The organism is Altererythrobacter ishigakiensis (assembly GCF_001663155.1).
GTDB lineage: Bacteria > Pseudomonadota > Alphaproteobacteria > Sphingomonadales > Sphingomonadaceae > Erythrobacter > Erythrobacter ishigakiensis.
In genome coordinates this window covers 1,720,217-1,736,862 of record NZ_CP015963.1, presented here as the reverse complement: position 1 = coordinate 1,736,862, position 16,646 = coordinate 1,720,217, and the positions used below count along the sequence as shown (strand labels likewise).

Here is a 16,646-nt window from a genome sequence, read left to right as displayed (position 1 = left end):
GCTAACAGCTAAGTCATGGCGAAAGCGAAAAAGCGATTTGTGTGTCAGGCATGCGGCAGCGTAGCGCACCGTTGGCAAGGACAATGTCCTGATTGCGCGGAATGGAACACAATGGTTGAGGATGCTCACGCAACAGTCTTCTCACAAAAGCATGACCTTTCCAGCGGAGGTCGGGCTTTCGCCTTTGAAGAACTGAATGCACCGACTAAATTGCCTCAACGCCGTACGACCGGGTTAGCTGAATTTGATCGAGCACTTGGGGGAGGGTTGGTTCCCGGATCAGCTGTGCTTATGGGCGGTGATCCCGGAATCGGTAAATCGACTCTTTTGCTTCAAACTTCTGCAACCATCGCAAAGAATGGAGGCAGCGTCGTTTATGTCAGCGGTGAAGAAGCTGCGGGGCAGGTCCGAATGCGCGCTGCCAGGCTCGGGCTTTCGGATGCTCCGATCCAGCTCGCATCTGAGACCTCGGTGCGCAACATCCTGACCACACTGGGTAAGATGGACGCACCAACGCTACTCGTTATTGACTCGATCCAGACGATGTATTCCGACACGATCGAAGGTGCGCCGGGGACAGTCAGTCAGGTTCGAGGCTGCGCATTCGAACTGATCCGATACGCGAAAGAAAACGGCGTAGCGTTGATGCTCGTGGGTCACGTCACCAAAGATGGGAACATTGCCGGCCCCCGTGTTCTGGAACATATGGTCGACGTGGTGATGAGCTTCGAAGGTGAGCGTAGTCACCAGTATCGTATACTTCGCGCGCTCAAGAACCGCTTTGGTGCAGTCGACGAGATCGGTGTTTTCTCAATGGAGCAACAAGGGCTGGAGGAAGTCGCCAACCCGTCAATGCTATTCCTTTCGGGCCGCGATCAACCTCTGGCCGGCAGCGCGGTTTTTCCCGCGCTTGAGGGTACGCGCCCGGTGCTTGTCGAAATTCAGGCACTCATCGTACGGCTACAATCTGGAGCAACGCCCCGTCGGGCCGTGGTGGGCTGGGACAATAGCCGGCTAGCGATGCTGCTCGCAGTACTGGAATCAAGATGTGGGCTCAATTTCAGCTCAGCAGAGGTCTATCTCAACATCGCGGGTGGATACCGACTTTCGGATCCCGCCGCAGACTTGGCCGTAGCGGCCGCATTGGTAAGCGCACTGGCAGATCAACCGCTGCCAGATAAGTCAGTATGGTTTGGCGAGATTTCCTTATCAGGTGAGGTACGCCCGGTTGCCCACGCGGCGTTGAGGGTCAAAGAGGCTCAGAAGCTTGGATTTTCGGCTGCATTCGGTCCATCCGATGCAAAAACCGGTTCACCAAAGCTTTCCTATCAAGGCGTGGGACAAGTCGCGAACCTCGTTGACCGCGTGATGTCAAAAGCATAGTTCGTGAGCCCATGAACGGGTTTGATATCATCGTGCTGATTATCGTCGGAGTTGCGGCGGTTGGCGGTTTTTTGCGTGGTCTAGTGCAGGAAGTGCTTTCGCTCGCGGCTTGGGCATTGGCTGCGGCTGCTATCTATTATTTGCACACACCTTTGACAGAGGCCCTTTACGAGTACCTTGACGTCGAACCGGCGACTTCGATCCTGGCATTCGCACTGCTTTTGCTGATCCCCTATGCGGCCATGAAAGTGATCGCAAACAATGTGGGCGAGGCATCGCGCAATTCGATTCTGGGCCCAATTGATCGGGTTTTAGGATTTGGCTTTGGCGTAATCAAAGGCGCTCTTATCATGGTATTTGCGTTCTCGGTCATCGCGCTCGGTTTTGACAGCATGTGGGGATACAAAGGCCGTCCTGTCTGGATCACGACTGCACGTACATACCCGGTGATTGATTCAGCTTCGAGCGATCTGGTCAACATTATTGCGGAACGCCGCGAAAAGCTGCGCCAGGATGCAGAGCGCGAATAATGCCCCCAAACCAGGCGGCAAAGCTTTACACTCCAGACTTGCTTTCGTTGGCAACGGAATTGGCGCAATATTCCCTTTCGGGCAACTGGGACCTGTTGACCGAAGTACGATCGCGAACATGTGGGGGCATGCTTCGCCTGGGTATAGATCTCGACAGCGGAGACGCAATTGGAAGACTGGGCTTATCCGTTTCGGCTTGTGCAGTTGGCCAAGCAGCCGCCGCAATTTTCGCGCGCTCTGCAGCAGGTTTGAATTTAGAGGCCGCGACAGTTTCATTGAACGCTATCGAAAGGTGGTTGCAAGAAAAAGCCGACTTGCCTGATTGGCCGGCTATCCAAGCACTTTCCCCGGCTCGGGAACACACTGGTCGCCATGGCGCCATTGTCCTGCCGTGGAAGGCGTCAATTCAGGCGCTTTCAAAGGAGCGAGACACGCGCTAGAGCTTTGCCCCGCACATGAACTGGGGAGAGTGCAGCAGCCATGTCAGAAAGCGCGAGTGCGACGATACGCGAACCGTCCGAAAAGGAAATCAAGCTAGTAATCGGGGCCAGTTCCGCCGGAACGGTTTTCGAATGGTATGATTTCTTTATCTACGGCACTCTCGCCTACATCCTCAAGGATGCATTCTACGATACCGATAATGAAACACTGGGTCTTTTGCTGGTTTGGTCCACGTTCGCTGTAGGTTTTGCATTCCGCCCGATTGGCGCAGTGCTGTTCGGATTTCTGGGCGACAAGCTGGGGCGTAAATATACCTTTCTTGTCACCGTTACGCTGATGGGCATTGCGACTGCCGGCGTAGGCCTGATCCCAACAATCGAAACTATCGGAATTGCCGCGCCGATTATCGTCATTCTCCTGCGTGTTATACAAGGGCTTGCCCTTGGCGGAGAATATGGCGGTGCTGCGATTTACGTTGCCGAGCATGCCCCTCCAGAGAAGCGCGGTTTTTACACCAGCTTTATTCAAGCCAGCGTCGCAGGCGGATTTGTTCTGTCCATCGCCGTCGTCTTGGCGTGCCGCTTTTTGATCCCCGAAGATGATTTCCAGGCATGGGGCTGGCGTGTGCCATTCCTGCTGTCGATTATTCTGCTGGTCATCTCGCTGTGGATGCGCCTTATGCTGTCAGAGAGCCCTGTCTTCCAGGCGATGAAAGCAGAGGGCAAGATTTCCGGAAATCCGTTCAAGGAAAGTTTTACCTACCCTGGAAACAAGAAACGCATCTTTGTCGCATTGTTCGGTGTTACCGGCATTCTTACTACGATTTGGTACACCGCATTTTTCTCAGGCATGAGCTTCTTGCGCGGGCCGATGCACGTTGATGATCTGACAGTGGAATTGATTCTGTTTTTCTCTGGCCTGATCGCAATGACTTTTTACGTCCTGATCGGGAAATGGTCGGATTCTGTCGGGCGCAAGAAACCGATCATGATCGGCGCAGTTCTAACGCTTGTTCTGTTGTTTCCCGCTTTCTGGAGCATGGGAAGCCTTGCCAATCCGGGCCTCTCGCGCGCGGCGCAGGAGACGCCGATTGTGGTTCAGGGCAGTGGATGCACCACCGATCCGTTTGCAGAGATGTTCAACCGCGATCAGACAGAGTGCGGAAAGGTGCTTGAAACACTGACGGCTGCCGGTGTTGCATATACCGTCGAGCCCGCAACTGACCTGCGCTTGCTTGCCGGCGGCGAGAATGTAACGCTAGAGCAAGAGTGGTTTGACGATGGCAGCGCACGTACAGCGGGTATTCGCGGCGCTCTGTCAGAATTCGGTTTCGACTTCAGCAAACAACAACCCAGCGCGGCCAATATCCTCGGTATCGTAGCCATCTTGCTGGGACTCGGCATGCTTTCGGCGCTAACATACGGTTCGGTTGCAGCGCTCTTGTCAGAAATGTTTCCGCCCAACATTCGTTACAGTTCGATGTCGATTCCCTATCACATCGGAGCAGGCTACCTAGGCGGCTTCCTACCCCTGATCGCTGGTGTAATCGTGGCAAGCACAGGCAATATATACTCCGGCCTTTGGTACACATGGGTGGTCGTTGCGTTTGGCGTATTGGTGCTTTGGTGGGGAATACCTGACGGCCCGCCGCGTGATTTCGAAGACGAGCATGGCTGACAGACCTCCGCCAAGCCTGCGGCTGACAATCGACTCTGATGCATTAGCACAAAACTGGCGTGCTCTTGATGCATTGTCGGGTAAAACCATTACAGGAGCAGCAGTCAAAGCCGAAGCCTATGGTTTGGGAGTCGACACATGCGTGCCAATACTTCGCGACACCGGCTGCCGACAATTCTTTGTAGCGCATTGGAGCGAAGTCGAAGCTGTGTCACGTCATGTGCCACCAGAGAGCGTCTCTGTTCTGCACGGCCCCGCAACAGATGCAGATGCAGCGTACGCGCGTAACATCGGCGCAATCCCAACGATCAACTCGATAGGCCAAGCAAAGCGCTGGATTGATACCGGAGGAGGGGTTTGCGACCTGATGATTGACACGGGTATCAACCGTCTTGGGCTGTCTCCGAAAGAAGTCGGTGATCCAATCGTGGGGAAGCTCGATGTGCGTATACTCATGTCGCATCTTGCCTGCGCTGACGAAGATCACGAAATGAATGTGCAGCAGCTCGCCAAATTTCGAGATGTGATACCATCGGTTACCCACCAAATGACAAGCCTGGCAAACAGCGCGGGTATCGCGCTGGGCAGCGACTACCACTTCGACCTTACCCGCCCAGGCCTCTCGTTGTTTGGCGGATGCCAACGCAAGGAGCTGCGCGGCCAGATTCGCCAAGTTGCCTATCCTGAAGCCGCGATCATTCAAACGCGCGAGATCAAAGCGGGCGAAAGCATTGGCTACAACGCAACGTTCACAGCAAGCACAGATTTGACTGTTGGTGTTGTATCGCTTGGTTATGCAGACGGTTACCTACAAGCTTGGCGCGAAAAGGGGGCCCTGATGCATGAGGATCGAATGCTGCCGGTTCTTGGAAAGATCTCTATGGACATGATCGTCATCAGTCTGGAACAAGCTCCTTCGTTACAAGAGGGCGACTGGGTCTCGCTACCCTACTCGCTGCCTGAAGCAGCACAGCAAAGCGGCATCCCGCAATACGAATTGCTCACCAATTTGGGACAGCGGTTTAAACCGTGACCGCGCCATGTTGCGCTGCACATGCTGCAAGTGCTAAGGCGCAGCATAATTAGAATGGGGGCCGCAGCATAATGGCTAAGAAAAAATCAGCAGATGGCGATACAGTCATCGTTAAAAAGTACGCCAACAGGCGTCTCTACAATACCAGTACCTCTAGCTACATTACGCTCGACGACCTTGCCGGGATGGTGCGCGAGGATGTCGATTTTCAAGTACTGGATGCTAAGACCGGCGAAGACATCACCCATTCCATTCTGACTCAGATTATCATGGATGAGGAAGCGAGCGGTGGCGAGCAGATGCTGCCAGTGAATTTCCTGCGCCAACTGATCAGCATGTATGGCAATTCGATGCAATCGATGATGCCAAGCTACCTCGAAGCGGCGATGACCAATTTCCGCGAGAACCAGGGTAAGATCCGCGAGGCGTTTGAGAAGGGGATCAGCAATACGCCTTTCGCAAAGATTCACGAAACCAACATGGCCATGATGCGCGCCGCTACTGATGTGCTAATGCCAGGATCAAGCAAGAGTGGTGGCAAGGCGAAAGAGAACGCAGGCTCTGAAATTGATGCGCTGCGCAAACAGATGGCCGAAATGCAAAAGAAGCTCGACGAACTGAGCAAGTGAGAACAATCGCGCGTCGGAAAGAGCCGTCGCCGCAGCAGGAATACCAAACACGTGTCCAATATCCGCCACGCCCTCAACACCAAGCGTGAAGACGATTTCGCTGCCTGGTATCAGGAAGTCATTTCAGCAGCCGACATGGCCGAGGAATCGGGCGTGCGCGGGTGCATGGTGATCAAGCCATGGGGATACGGCATTTGGGAGCGCATCCAGCGCTTAATGGATGACCGGATCAAGGCAGCAGGCGTACAGAACTGCTATTTCCCGATCTTCATTCCACTCAAGAACTTTGAGCGCGAAGCCGAGCATGTCGAAGGCTTTGCCAAGGAAATGGCGGTGGTTACACATCACCGCCTGATCGCCGATGGGAAGGGCGGGCTTGTGCCGGACCCGGAGGCCAAACTTGAAGAGCCATTGGTCGTTCGTCCAACCTCTGAAACGATCATCGGCGATGCAATGGCGCGCTGGGTGCAAAGTTGGCGGGATCTGCCGCTGCTGACCAACCAATGGGCCAACGTCGTGCGCTGGGAAATGCGTACGCGGATGTTTCTGCGCACCAGCGAGTTTCTTTGGCAGGAAGGCCATACCGCGCACGAGAGCCGCGAGCAGGCGCTAGAGGAAACGCACCGCGCGCTGGAAATGTATCGTGCTTGCGCCGAGGAAGACATGGCGTTGCCTGTCATCGCTGGTGAGAAGCCGGAAAACGAGCGCTTCCCCGGTGCTGTAGAGACCTGGTCGATTGAAGCCATGATGCAGGATGGCAAGGCCCTGCAGGCCGGCACGTCACATTACCTTGGTACCAATTTCGCGCATGCAGCAGGGATCAAGTATCAGGACCGTGAAGGCACCGAACAATACTGCCACACTACCAGTTGGGGTGTGTCGACGCGCATGATTGGCGGCGTAATCATGACGCACGGCGATGACGACGGTTTGCGGGTTCCTCCACGCATTGCGCCGCATCAGGTTGTGATCTTGCCCATGCTGCGCGGCAAGGATGAAGACGAAGCCGTTCTCGCCTATTGTGAGAGCCTGCGCGCGGAGATTGCTGCGCTACATTCCTTGGGCGAGCCGGTTCGTGTGCTGCTCGACAAAAAGCCAGGGCAAGCCGCCGCCAAGCGTTGGGACTGGGTGCGCAAGGGCGCGCCTGTCATCATGGAAGTGGGCCCGCGAGACATGAACGACAGCAAGGTCGCGATGATCCGCCGCGACAATTTGTGGAACATGGAAAATGGCAAGGCCAATTTCGCTTTCACTCCGCGCGATGAGGCCGTGGCCGGATTGGCAACGCTCCTTGAAAACATCCAGCAATCACTTTTCGATGAAGCGGCCGCGTGCCGCGATGCGAACATCACTCGAGGTGTGACTTCGCTCGACGAGGTCGCGGCGTTCTACGATGGCTCAACCAAGTACCCCGGCTGGCTTGAAGTCCAATGGTCGAAGCCCACCGGCGATGCGCTGGAGAAGGTGGTAGAGACATTGAAGGCGCACAAGCTGACGATCCGCAATGTTCCGCGCGAGGCAGAGCCAGCAGATGGCATCTGTATCTTCACCGGTGACCCTGCGGTCGAGCGGATACTGATCGCCAAGGCTTATTGATTTGGCGAAGCGACCTGCCAGGCGACCTTCAGGCCTTCCCAGCAAGGAACAGGTTCTCGAGTTCCTGCAAACGTCCGATACGCCAGCGGGCAAGCGCGAGTTGGCCAAGGCGTTCGGGCTTAAAGGTCAGGAAAAGATCGCGCTTAAGCGACTACTCAAGGATATGGCCGAAGAAGGCCTGATTGATGGCAAGAAGACCGCCTATCACCGGATGGGTGGAGTACCCAAGGTGACCGTGCTGCGTGTGGTCGAGATCGAGGATGGCGAAGCAATTGCCATCCCTGACAACTGGTCTCCCGATGCGCCGGGCAAACCGCCGCGTCTCACCATGCGGGAGATGAAGGGTCGCGGCGGGAAACGTATGCCTGCGCTGAAGCGCGGTGATCGCGTACTGTCACGGACCGAGGAAACCGAGCGCGGTTGGATTGCGCACCCGATGAAGAAGCTGCCCGTGCGCACCGAGGGCCTAATGGGCGTTGTTGAAATCGACGGTCGCGGTAAGGCTTGGCTCGCGCCAGTCGACAAACGCATTCGCAATTCCTCCCCTATCGCTGATTTGGGCGAGGCCGAAGAAGGACAGCTGGTAATTGCGGAGAGAGTGGGGCGTTCTGAACGTTCGGGTGTCAAAGTCATTGAAGTGATCGGTGATCCGCTCGCTCCACGAAGCTTCAGTCTGATTGCCATTGCCAAGCATGGCATTCCGTATGTCTTCGCAGAAGATACGCTGCGCGAAGCGGAGGTGGCTGCTCAGCTCAGATTGAGCGAGGAGTACCGGGAGGATCTACGCGAGATACCCATTGTCGCCATTGATCCAGCGGACGCACGCGATCATGATGATGCCATCTGGGCGGAGCCAGACGGTAAGGGCGGCTTCAACGCAATTGTCGCGATTGCCGATGTCTCTTTCTACGTCCGACCAGGAACCGCACTGGACAAGGAAGCACGCAAACGTGGCAATTCGGTCTATTTCCCTGATCGGGTTGTTCCGATGCTGCCAGAGGTTCTAAGCGCAAATGTCTGTTCTTTGAAGGAAGGTGAAGATCGGGCAGCGATGGTTTGCCATTTGCACGTCGACAAAGATGGGGCCGTCGACAAGACGCGCTTCACGCGAGCGATCGTGCGCATTCATCACAATATCGCATACGAAAACGCGCAGGCTTCTATCGATGATGGCTCGGCACCCCGGCATCTTGTCGATCTCTGGAGTTGCTGGCGCGCGCTGGAGAAGGCGCGCCATGCACGCGACCCGCTGGAACTTGAACTGCCAGAGCGCCGCGTGGTCCTCAATGAAAAAGGCCAGATTGCCGAGATCGCTGTGCGCGAACGGCTCGACGCGCACCGTGTGGTCGAAGATTTCATGATCGCAGCCAATGTCGCGGCGGCAAGGGCGCTGGAGGCCAAGACCGCACCGGTAGTTTACCGCGTGCACGAACCACCCGCGCGCGAGAAGCTGATCGCCTTGCGCGATTACCTCGCCACCTTCGGGCGTAAGCTTGCTCTGGGGCAGGTCATCACACCCTCACTCTTCAATCGGATGCTCAAGGACGTGAGCGACGAGGGCGAGAAGGCACAAGTGATGGAAGCGGTTCTGCGCAGCCAGATGCAGGCGTACTATGGGCCGCAGAACGCTGGACACTTCGGGTTGGCGCTTGGCAGTTATGCCCATTTCACATCGCCGATCCGCCGCTATTCAGACCTTTTGGTTCACCGCGCGCTGGTTGATGCGTACAAGCTGGAACAGCCAGAAACTGATCTGGACGTGCCCGATTTCACCGGATTGTCGGACCGCGATCGCAGCAATCTCCAACAGATTACCGATGCAATTAGCCAGACCGAACGCCGCGCAATGGAAGCGGAGCGCGAAACAATCGACCGCTACGTCGCTGCGTGGCTGTCTGCGCGGGTCGGGGAAATATTCGAGACCAGAATAACGGGCGTCCAGGGCTTCGGCTTCTTCGCGACCATCATCGGCTTGGGCGGTGATGGGCTGGTCCCTGTCTCCACACTTGGTCGCGAACATTTCCGTTTTGAAGAGGCTGCGCAGGCGCTTGTCGGTGAAGACAGCGGCACTCGTTATGCCATGGGTGACACGCTGCAGCTCAAGCTCGCTGAAGCCAATCCATTGACCGGCTCATTGAAGTTCGTGACTGTTGACGCTGACGGGCAGGAAATCGAACCGCGCGGGGCGCGTCCGGCGCCAAGATACGGACATAAAAAGAAGGGCAAGTTCATGACCAACAAGCGCGGACGCCCTGCAAATATTCGGCATCAAGGGCGCCGAAAGCGCTAGCGGTCAGCCCTTTTGGCTGCTTCATCATACCCTTCGGGAATGACATAAAGCGGACACGGCAGAGTGCCCGCATGTGTAGAGAAATGGGTGACAAGCGGCCCAGGGTTACTGTCCCGCGCGGCCCCCAAAACCAGTGCAGCTACTTCGTCATGCTGGTCCAGAAATTCCCGGATAACGCGCTGACCACCGCCCATAACAACCGAGATTGACGGCATAATGCCGATCTCCGCCATCAGGCTACCGGCCGCACCATGCGCAAGCATCTCCGCGCGATCGCGGGCTTCTTGTTCAATAGTGTCCTGAACGCCGCCAAACGCGCTGATATTCTGTTGAGGTACCAGCGCCAGTATATGCACTGCGCCTTCAACGGCTGCAGCTCGACGTGCAGCGTATCGCAATGCGGATCGCGCTTCGTCAGTCTCGTCAATAACTACCAAAAAGACCCGCATGACCCCGGCACTCCTTTGCCCTAGGGTATCATCTGAAAACGTATTCTTCGCAAGGTCCTTGCCCCAAGCCTGTGAATTAGGCAGAGGCTTTCCGTTGCGTAAAGGAAAGGGAATCTCTCTCGCGATGCCGATCGAAATCAAGATGCCAGCCCTCTCGCCCACCATGGAAGAAGGGACGCTCGCCAAGTGGCTTGTAAAGCCTGGTGACGGGATTCAGGCCGGCGATATCATGGCCGAAATCGAAACTGACAAGGCGACGATGGAATTCGAAGCCGTCGATGAAGGCACGCTGGTTTCGATCTCGGTTGAAGAGGGGACAGAGAACGTCAAGGTCGGGACGGTTATCGCTGTGCTGGCGGAAGAGGGCGAAGATGCCGAAGCAGCTGCGGCAGCTCCCGCAGCCACGCCAGCGCCTGCACCTTCTGATGACGGACCGGCTGCAACGCCCACTGCGCGCAAACTAGCGGAAGCAAACGGCATCGATCTGAGTTCGATCACCGGAACTGGACCGGGCGGAAAGATCACAAAGGGTGATGTTGAGGCAGCGGGCGGAGGCAGCGCGCCAGAAGCCGCGGCAGCTCCTGCACCCACTCCAGCTCCCGCTGCATCAGGTGACCGCATTGTCGCATCTCCACTGGCAAAGCGCATTGCCGCGCAAAGAGGAATAGACCTTTCAACCGTCACTGGGAGTGGGCCGAACGGCCGCATCGTTAAGGGAGATGTCGAAAGTGCGCAGCCAGGCGCGGCGCCCGCAGCGGCACCTGCTGCTTCAGCGGCTGCGCCAACTCCAGCACCGACGCCGCAGCTCGGTGGCGATCTGGATGCGCCCTACGAAGAGCAGAAGCTCAACAATGTGCGTAAGGTCATCGCGCGCCGCCTGACCGAAGCGAAGCAGACGGTACCGCATATCTACCTGACTGTGGATGTGCAGCTCGACGCGCTGCTCAAGCTGCGTAGCCAGTTGAATGCCTCGCTTGAGCCGGATGGCGTGAAACTGTCGGTCAACGACTTGTTGATCAAGGCGCTCGCACGTGCGCTGAAACGCGTGCCGAAGTGCAATGTCAGCTTCCAGGGCGATACGCTGCATCAATACACTCGCGAGGACGTGTCGGTTGCGGTCGCGGCGCCTTCGGGCCTGATCACGCCAATCATTCGCGATGCTGGGCGCAAGGGTCTCGCCGAGATCAGCACCGAGATGAAGGAACTCGCGAACAAGGCACGCGACGGCAAGCTGCAGCCGCACGAGTATCAGGGCGGCACGGCCTCGCTTTCCAACCTAGGCATGTTCGGCACGAAACAATTCGACGCGGTAATCAACCCGCCGCAGGGCATGATCCTGGCGGTCGGCGCTGGTGAGCAGCGCCCCGTGGTGAAGGATGGCGCGCTCGCAGTCGCAACTGTCATGAGCGCAACGGGCAGCTTTGACCACCGCGCAATTGACGGCGCAGACGGTGCGCAGCTGATGCAGGCCTTCCAGCAGCTGTGCGAAAACCCCATGGGGCTGGTGGTTTAGCGCCATGCCGCAAGGCGAACTCCAAATCCGTGTCACAGCAATGCCGGAAAACCTTAATCCCTATAACGGGATTTTCGGCGGCTGGTTGATGAGCCAAATGGCGCTGGGCGCTGGCTCGCTTGCAAGCCGCACGGGGCAGGGGCGTGCGAATGTCGTCGCCGCCAGTGACTTTGCCTTTCCTGCGGCCATGGCACTCGGTGACGAGTTGAGCATTTATTGCGAGATTGTGCGTGAGGGAAACACCTCGATCACCATCGCCGCAGAGGGCATCTCTCGCGAGCGCAATGGCGAGACAACCCAGTTAGTCTGCAGAGGCACCTTCGTGTTTGTGCTGGCCGATGATGACGGCAATCCGCGCCCGGTCCGGATGACACAGAACATTCAATAGAACCTCTCCAAGGAAATAGAGATGGCTGACAATTCTTATGATGTAATCGTATTGGGCTCCGGACCTGGGGGCTATGTGGCGGCAATTCGCTGCGCGCAGTTGGGCCTAAAGACAGCTATCGTCGAGCGCGAAAACCTGGGCGGGATCTGCCTCAATTGGGGCTGTATCCCGACCAAGGCGCTGCTGCGTTCGGCAGAGATCCTGCACTATGCGCAGCATGCTAAGGATTACGGTCTTAAGATTGCCGGCGCGATCGAAGCTGATCTGGAAGCCGTTGTGGCACGCAGCCGCGGCGTTGCGAAACAGCTCAATCAGGGCGTCACGCATCTGATGAAGAAAAACAAGATCACCGTGCATATGGGTGAGGGGACGCTGACCGGACCGACTTCGCTAACTGTAAAAGGCGAGAAGAGTGAGGAAAAGCTCAACGCAAAACACATCATCGTCGCCACCGGCGCACGGGCCCGCGATCTGCCGTTTGCACCCGCAGATGGCAACCACATCTGGACGTACCGCACCGCTATGACTCCGCCCGAAATGCCAAAAAAGCTGCTGGTAATTGGCAGCGGCGCCATCGGGATTGAGTTCGCCAGCTTCTACAACGACATGGGTGCAGACGTGACCGTAGTCGAAATGCTCGACCGGATCGTGCCGGTCGAAGATGCGGATGTCTCGACATTCCTCGAAAAGAGCCTGACCAAGCAGGGCATGACGATCATGACTGGGGCAGGAGTAGAGGACCTGAAAGCCACTGCCAGCGGCGTGAAAGCGAAGATCAAAGCCAAGGATGGCAAGGTCAGCGAGCAGGAGTTCAGTCACTGCATCGTCGCCATCGGCATCGTGCCCAACACCGAGAACATCGGGCTGGAAAAGCTGGCCGACATGGATCGCGGTTTCATCCAGATCGATCCCTATGGCCGCACCAAGTCAAAGGGCCTTTGGGCAATCGGCGACTGCACGCCTGGGCCATGGCTCGCACACAAGGCTTCGCATGAAGGTGTGACTGCGGCCGAGGCAATCGCACAGGAGCTGGGCAACAAAGACGTTCACCCACACCCGCTCAACCGTGATGCAATCCCGGGATGCACCTATTGCCATCCGCAGATCGCCAGCGTTGGCTTGACCGAAGCAAAGGCCAAAGAGGCTGGCTACGACGTGAAGGTCGGAAATTTCCCCTTCATCGGCAATGGCAAGGCGATTGCCTTGGGTGAAGCGGAAGGTTTCACAAAAACCGTGTTCGATGCAAAGACTGGCGAGCTGCTGGGCGCGCATATGGTTGGCGCGGAAGTGACCGAGATGATCCAGGGTTACACTGTGGGCAAAACTCTCGAAACAACCGAAGCCGAACTGATGCAAACCGTATTCCCGCATCCGACGATCAGCGAGAGTATGCATGAAAGCGTGCTGGCAGCCTATGGCAAGGCGCTCCACATTTGACCTTTGACGCGAACGTGAGGAATAGCGGAGTATGACCGAATTCCTCTTGCTCGCTTTTATCCTGCTCGTAGCAGGGGTTGTCTCTGTACCGATCGCTAGCCGATTTGGGCTTGGATCGGTACTTGGATATTTGCTTGCCGGCATGGCGCTCTCGCCATTGCTCGGATTCTTGAGTGTCGACGTAATCCAACTTCAACATTTCGCCGAATTCGGCGTAGTCATGATGCTGTTCATCATTGGCCTCGAGCTTGAACCGAAGCGACTGTGGGCCATGCGTAAACGTCTGATTGGACTTGGTGGCGGGCAAGTGGTCCTGACCACGCTGATCTTGGCTGGTATCTCGATGCTCAGCGGCAATGAATGGCGCACTGCGCTTGCTATCGGGATGATACTTGCATTGTCATCCACGGCAATCGTGCTTCAAACGCTCGAAGAGAAAGGGTTGCTCAAGACGCAAGGCGGTGAGGCAAGCTTCTCTGTGTTGCTTGTCCAAGATGTAGCGGTGATCTTCATACTCGCGGTCTTGCCGCTGCTCGCCGCACCAGAGTTGGTGGCGCAAGCTGCAGGACAAGGCGGCGAAGAAGGCTCGCATGGTCCAAGTCTGGTCGAAGGGCTTCCCGCATGGCTTGCCGGGATCGTGACTCTCGGATCGGTCGGTGTGGTTGTTCTAATCGGAACATATCTGACGCGCCCCATTTTCCGCTTTATCGCCATGGCAGGACTGCGCGAGCTTTTCACCGCTGCTGCTTTGATGTTCGTGGTTGGTATCGCCTTGTTGATGTATCTGGTGGGGCTTTCACCGGCTTTGGGGGCATTCATCGCGGGTGTTGTGCTTGCGAACAGCGAATACCGGCATGAGCTTGAGGCTGACATCAATCCGTTCAAGGGACTGTTGCTGGGCCTGTTTTTCATCACCGTCGGTGCGGGAATAGATTTTGCGTTGGCCTATGATTTGGCAGGCGCAGTGGTGTTTTGGACTGCCGTGCTGCTTGCGACCAAGATGGCGATCCTGTTCGTGATCGGCAAAGCGTTCAAACTGCATGGCCAGGATCGGTGGCTCTTTACATTGGGTCTGGCACAGTCAGGCGAATTTGGCTTCGTTTTGATCAGCTTCGCCTTGGGCAATGCGGTACTCTCTCAAGAAGGGGCAAGTCTACTACTGCTGGTGATCGCGTTCTCGATGTTGCTGACACCGCTTTTGTTCATATTGCATGAGCGAGTCATCGCGCCGCGGTACGCAAGCGGTTCACAGCGAGAAGCGGACGACATCCATGAAGCCAACGATATCATCCTAGCAGGGCGTGGTCGTGTTGGCGGCATCGTTGATCGCATGCTTGAAGCGGCCGGATACAAAGCGACAGTGATCGACTACGATTCGCGCCATATCGCCAATATGGAGAAGTTCGGTACGCGCGCTTACTTCGGCGATGCGACACGCCCCGATCTGCTCGCAAGCGCAGGCATTGCAAAGGCAAAACTCCTGATCGTCGCGCTTGATGACAAGGAACAGATTGACAAGCTGGTAAGCTACGTCGTCCAGAATTTTCCGAAGGTTCATGTTATCGCCCGCGCTGTTGACCGTGATCACGTGTTTAAACTGTGGGCCATCGGCTGCCGCGACATCATTCGCGAAACCTACGACGGCGCAATCCGGATCGGGCGTTCAGCCTACGAGGCGCTGGGCCACGACCGGCAGGCTGCACAAGCAATGGCCGATACATTTGAGGAAGCAGATCGTAGCACGATGATCGAATTTGCGAATGTCTATAAGATCGACGTTCCTGCTTGGGAAAACGACGAGTTGATCGCCAAAGTGCGTGAGTTGCGCAAGGATTGGGATCCGAAACTGCGCCAGATGATGGATGAGATCATCAAACGGGGCCGTTGAACTTTCCTTGAAAGTAATGGCGGACAGGGTGGGATTCGAACCCACGAAGGGCTTGCACCCTTGCCGGTTTTCAAGACCGGTGCATTCAACCGCTCTGCCACCTGTCCGCTCGATGCCCCCGCTAGCGTGTGAATTCAGCGTTGTCACCTGCAAACGAGGGGTCCAGCATCATTCGTGCGAAAAACCCGTTGAAATCCATGCCGCGCGCGCTGATCTGCTACCAGAATCATGGACGGTTCAAATGTCATATGACATTGTAACCTTATGACTCTGAAGCCCTTGCTCCTGGCCGCGACAGCCGTGCTTTCATCTCTTCTGGCAGAGCCCGCCCTAGGGCAAACAGCGCCCGCCCCTGAAAGCGAACTGGGCGAGATATCATTCGATGCATATCTTCAGCTTTTGATTGCGCGCGCGCGCACTGAAGGAGTCAGCGAGGCAACACTGCAAAGAATGACTGAGGGCCTGACACCTAATGATCGTGTCATTCGGCTTGATCGCGGCCAGCCGGGCCGCCCAACGCGACGAGGCTATCCCGCGCTCGCTCCCTACATCAATACCCACGTAAACAGTGTTCGAATCAGAGGTGGACGCGAGGTATTTGCCGAAAATCGATCGGCCTTGATGGCTGCTGAGGCAGAGTACGGCGTTCCTGCGGAAATTATCGTCGCAATCTTCGGGCATGAAACCAGCTATGGGCGTATCCGGGGTAGTTTTGACCTCGCGAGGTCGCTTGCTACCCTAGCATGGGAGGGACGCCGAAGGGAGCTTTTTTCCAACGAATTCATATCTTTAATGAAGGTGGCTGACAAGGGGTATTCGCGGCAGGAGCTCGTCGGAAGCTATGCCGGCGCATTCGGCAACCCGCAGTTCCTGCCCAGTGTTTACTTGCGTCTGGCACAAGATGGTGACGGTGACGGGCGGGCCAACATCTTCACTAATCGTGCGGACACTTTCGCGTCCATCGGTAACTATCTGAAATACGCGGGGTGGCGGGAAGGGCAGCCATGGGGTGTTCCTGCTACAGTTCCGGCTGGATTTGATGTCGATTCACTTCGAACCAAGCTTTTATCGCCGGTTTGTTCGCGCGTTCACGAACGTCATAGCGAATGGAAAACGGTGAACGAATGGCGCGCATTGGGCGTGCGCCCACAAAGGGTAATCGGTGACGATGTGTTGGCATCGCTGTTCCAGCCGGACGGTCCCGGTACACCGGCATGGCTGCTGACAAGCAACTACCGTGCAATCCTGGAGTACAACTGCTCCAATTATTACGCGATGAGCGTTGGCCTTCTGGCGGACGAAATCGCGCGTTAGTTCAGTACGAACTTATAAGGGGGAAAGCCTAGCGCAATCGATCGCTTGTCGATCGCGAACCCATTATAGGCTGAGCAA

Annotated in this window: 13 protein-coding genes and 1 tRNA gene; 12 read left to right on the top strand and 2 right to left on the bottom strand. The window is 56.5% G+C overall.

Features of this window, described 5'->3' with window-relative positions; all coding sequences use genetic code 11:
• Window positions 1-15 precede the first annotated feature (15 nt).
• From radA to rnr, 7 genes are all read left to right on the top strand, one after another.
• Entirely contained in the window at window positions 16-1,383 is a 1,368-nt protein-coding gene (gene radA, locus A6F69_RS08220; RefSeq protein ID WP_067599707.1) for a DNA repair protein RadA, read from the top strand.
• An 11-nt stretch (window positions 1,384-1,394) separates the two neighbouring features.
• Window positions 1,395-1,913, top strand: a complete 519-nt coding sequence (locus A6F69_RS08215) for a CvpA family protein (protein WP_067599705.1) — start codon at window positions 1,395-1,397, stop codon at window positions 1,911-1,913.
• A gap of 480 nt (window positions 1,914-2,393) precedes the next feature.
• A complete protein-coding gene (locus tag A6F69_RS08205; protein ID WP_067599703.1) occupies window positions 2,394-4,031 on the top strand; it encodes an MFS transporter in 1,638 nt (545 codons plus the stop codon).
• Entirely contained in the window at window positions 4,024-5,064 is a 1,041-nt protein-coding gene (alr, locus tag A6F69_RS08200) for an alanine racemase (RefSeq protein WP_067599701.1), read from the top strand. Before A6F69_RS08205 ends, alr begins: the two co-directional genes overlap by 8 nt.
• Window positions 5,065-5,135: 71 nt before the next feature.
• A complete protein-coding gene (gene phaR / locus A6F69_RS08195; RefSeq protein ID WP_067599699.1) occupies window positions 5,136-5,693 on the top strand; it encodes a polyhydroxyalkanoate synthesis repressor PhaR in 558 nt (185 codons plus the stop codon).
• Window positions 5,694-5,744: 51 nt separating this feature from the next.
• The gene (gene proS, locus A6F69_RS08190; RefSeq protein WP_067599697.1) at window positions 5,745-7,289 is read left to right on the top strand and encodes a proline--tRNA ligase; all 1,545 of its coding nucleotides are present in this window, start codon (window positions 5,745-5,747) and stop codon (window positions 7,287-7,289) included.
• Between the two features lies 1 nt (window position 7,290).
• Window positions 7,291-9,579, top strand: a complete 2,289-nt coding sequence (rnr, locus tag A6F69_RS08185; RefSeq protein ID WP_067599693.1) for a ribonuclease R — start codon at window positions 7,291-7,293, stop codon at window positions 9,577-9,579.
• On the opposite strand, the gene A6F69_RS08180 is transcribed toward rnr, so the two are convergent.
• On the bottom strand, window positions 9,576-10,028 hold the full coding sequence (locus tag A6F69_RS08180; RefSeq protein ID WP_067599690.1) for a universal stress protein: 453 nt from the start codon (window positions 10,026-10,028) through the stop codon (window positions 9,576-9,578). The two genes, rnr and A6F69_RS08180, sit on opposite strands and share 4 nt — an antisense overlap.
• A gap of 124 nt (window positions 10,029-10,152) precedes the next feature.
• On the opposite strand from A6F69_RS08180, the gene A6F69_RS08175 reads away from it, so the two are divergent.
• From A6F69_RS08175 to A6F69_RS08160, 4 genes are read left to right on the top strand one after another with little or no spacing between them, the layout of a single operon-like run.
• On the top strand, window positions 10,153-11,541 hold the full coding sequence (locus A6F69_RS08175) for a 2-oxo acid dehydrogenase subunit E2 (protein WP_067599686.1): 1,389 nt from the start codon (window positions 10,153-10,155) through the stop codon (window positions 11,539-11,541).
• 4 nt (window positions 11,542-11,545) lie between these two features.
• Window positions 11,546-11,929 (top strand): acyl-CoA thioesterase, encoded by a 384-nt coding sequence (locus A6F69_RS08170; protein WP_067599683.1) that lies wholly within the window; start codon window positions 11,546-11,548, stop codon window positions 11,927-11,929.
• Window positions 11,930-11,950: 21 nt separating this feature from the next.
• On the top strand, window positions 11,951-13,366 hold the full coding sequence (lpdA, locus tag A6F69_RS08165) for a dihydrolipoyl dehydrogenase (RefSeq protein WP_067599680.1): 1,416 nt from the start codon (window positions 11,951-11,953) through the stop codon (window positions 13,364-13,366).
• A gap of 31 nt (window positions 13,367-13,397) precedes the next feature.
• Window positions 13,398-15,254: a cation:proton antiporter domain-containing protein gene (locus tag A6F69_RS08160; protein WP_067599677.1), complete on the top strand. Its 1,857-nt coding sequence runs from the start codon at window positions 13,398-13,400 to the stop codon at window positions 15,252-15,254.
• A gap of 17 nt (window positions 15,255-15,271) precedes the next feature.
• Here the strand turns inward: A6F69_RS08160 and A6F69_RS08155 are convergent.
• Window positions 15,272-15,361, bottom strand: a tRNA-Ser gene (locus A6F69_RS08155).
• A gap of 157 nt (window positions 15,362-15,518) precedes the next feature.
• Here A6F69_RS08155 and A6F69_RS08150 point away from each other — a divergent pair.
• Window positions 15,519-16,568, top strand: coding sequence for a lytic murein transglycosylase (locus A6F69_RS08150; RefSeq protein ID WP_067599674.1), 1,050 nt, complete (start codon window positions 15,519-15,521; stop codon window positions 16,566-16,568).
• The last annotated feature ends 78 nt before the right edge of the window (window positions 16,569-16,646 follow it).

Excerpts from the sequence above, each read along its gene's own strand:
- radA (WP_067599707.1), top strand. The coding sequence starts at position 16 with ATGGCGAAAGCGAAAAAGCGATTTGTGTGTCAGGCATGCGGCAGCGTA.
- A6F69_RS08215 (WP_067599705.1), top strand. The coding sequence starts at position 1,395 with ATGAACGGGTTTGATATCATCGTGCTGATTATCGTCGGAGTTGCGGCG.
- A6F69_RS08205 (WP_067599703.1), top strand. The coding sequence starts at position 2,394 with ATGTCAGAAAGCGCGAGTGCGACGATACGCGAACCGTCCGAAAAGGAA.
- alr (WP_067599701.1), top strand. The coding sequence starts at position 4,024 with ATGGCTGACAGACCTCCGCCAAGCCTGCGGCTGACAATCGACTCTGAT.
- phaR (WP_067599699.1), top strand. The coding sequence starts at position 5,136 with ATGGCTAAGAAAAAATCAGCAGATGGCGATACAGTCATCGTTAAAAAG.
- A6F69_RS08180 (WP_067599690.1), bottom strand. The coding sequence starts at position 10,028 with ATGCGGGTCTTTTTGGTAGTTATTGACGAGACTGACGAAGCGCGATCC.
- A6F69_RS08175 (WP_067599686.1), top strand. The coding sequence starts at position 10,153 with ATGCCGATCGAAATCAAGATGCCAGCCCTCTCGCCCACCATGGAAGAA.
- A6F69_RS08170 (WP_067599683.1), top strand. The coding sequence starts at position 11,546 with ATGCCGCAAGGCGAACTCCAAATCCGTGTCACAGCAATGCCGGAAAAC.
- lpdA (WP_067599680.1), top strand. The coding sequence starts at position 11,951 with ATGGCTGACAATTCTTATGATGTAATCGTATTGGGCTCCGGACCTGGG.
- A6F69_RS08160 (WP_067599677.1), top strand. The coding sequence starts at position 13,398 with ATGACCGAATTCCTCTTGCTCGCTTTTATCCTGCTCGTAGCAGGGGTT.
- A6F69_RS08150 (WP_067599674.1), top strand. The coding sequence starts at position 15,519 with ATGACTCTGAAGCCCTTGCTCCTGGCCGCGACAGCCGTGCTTTCATCT.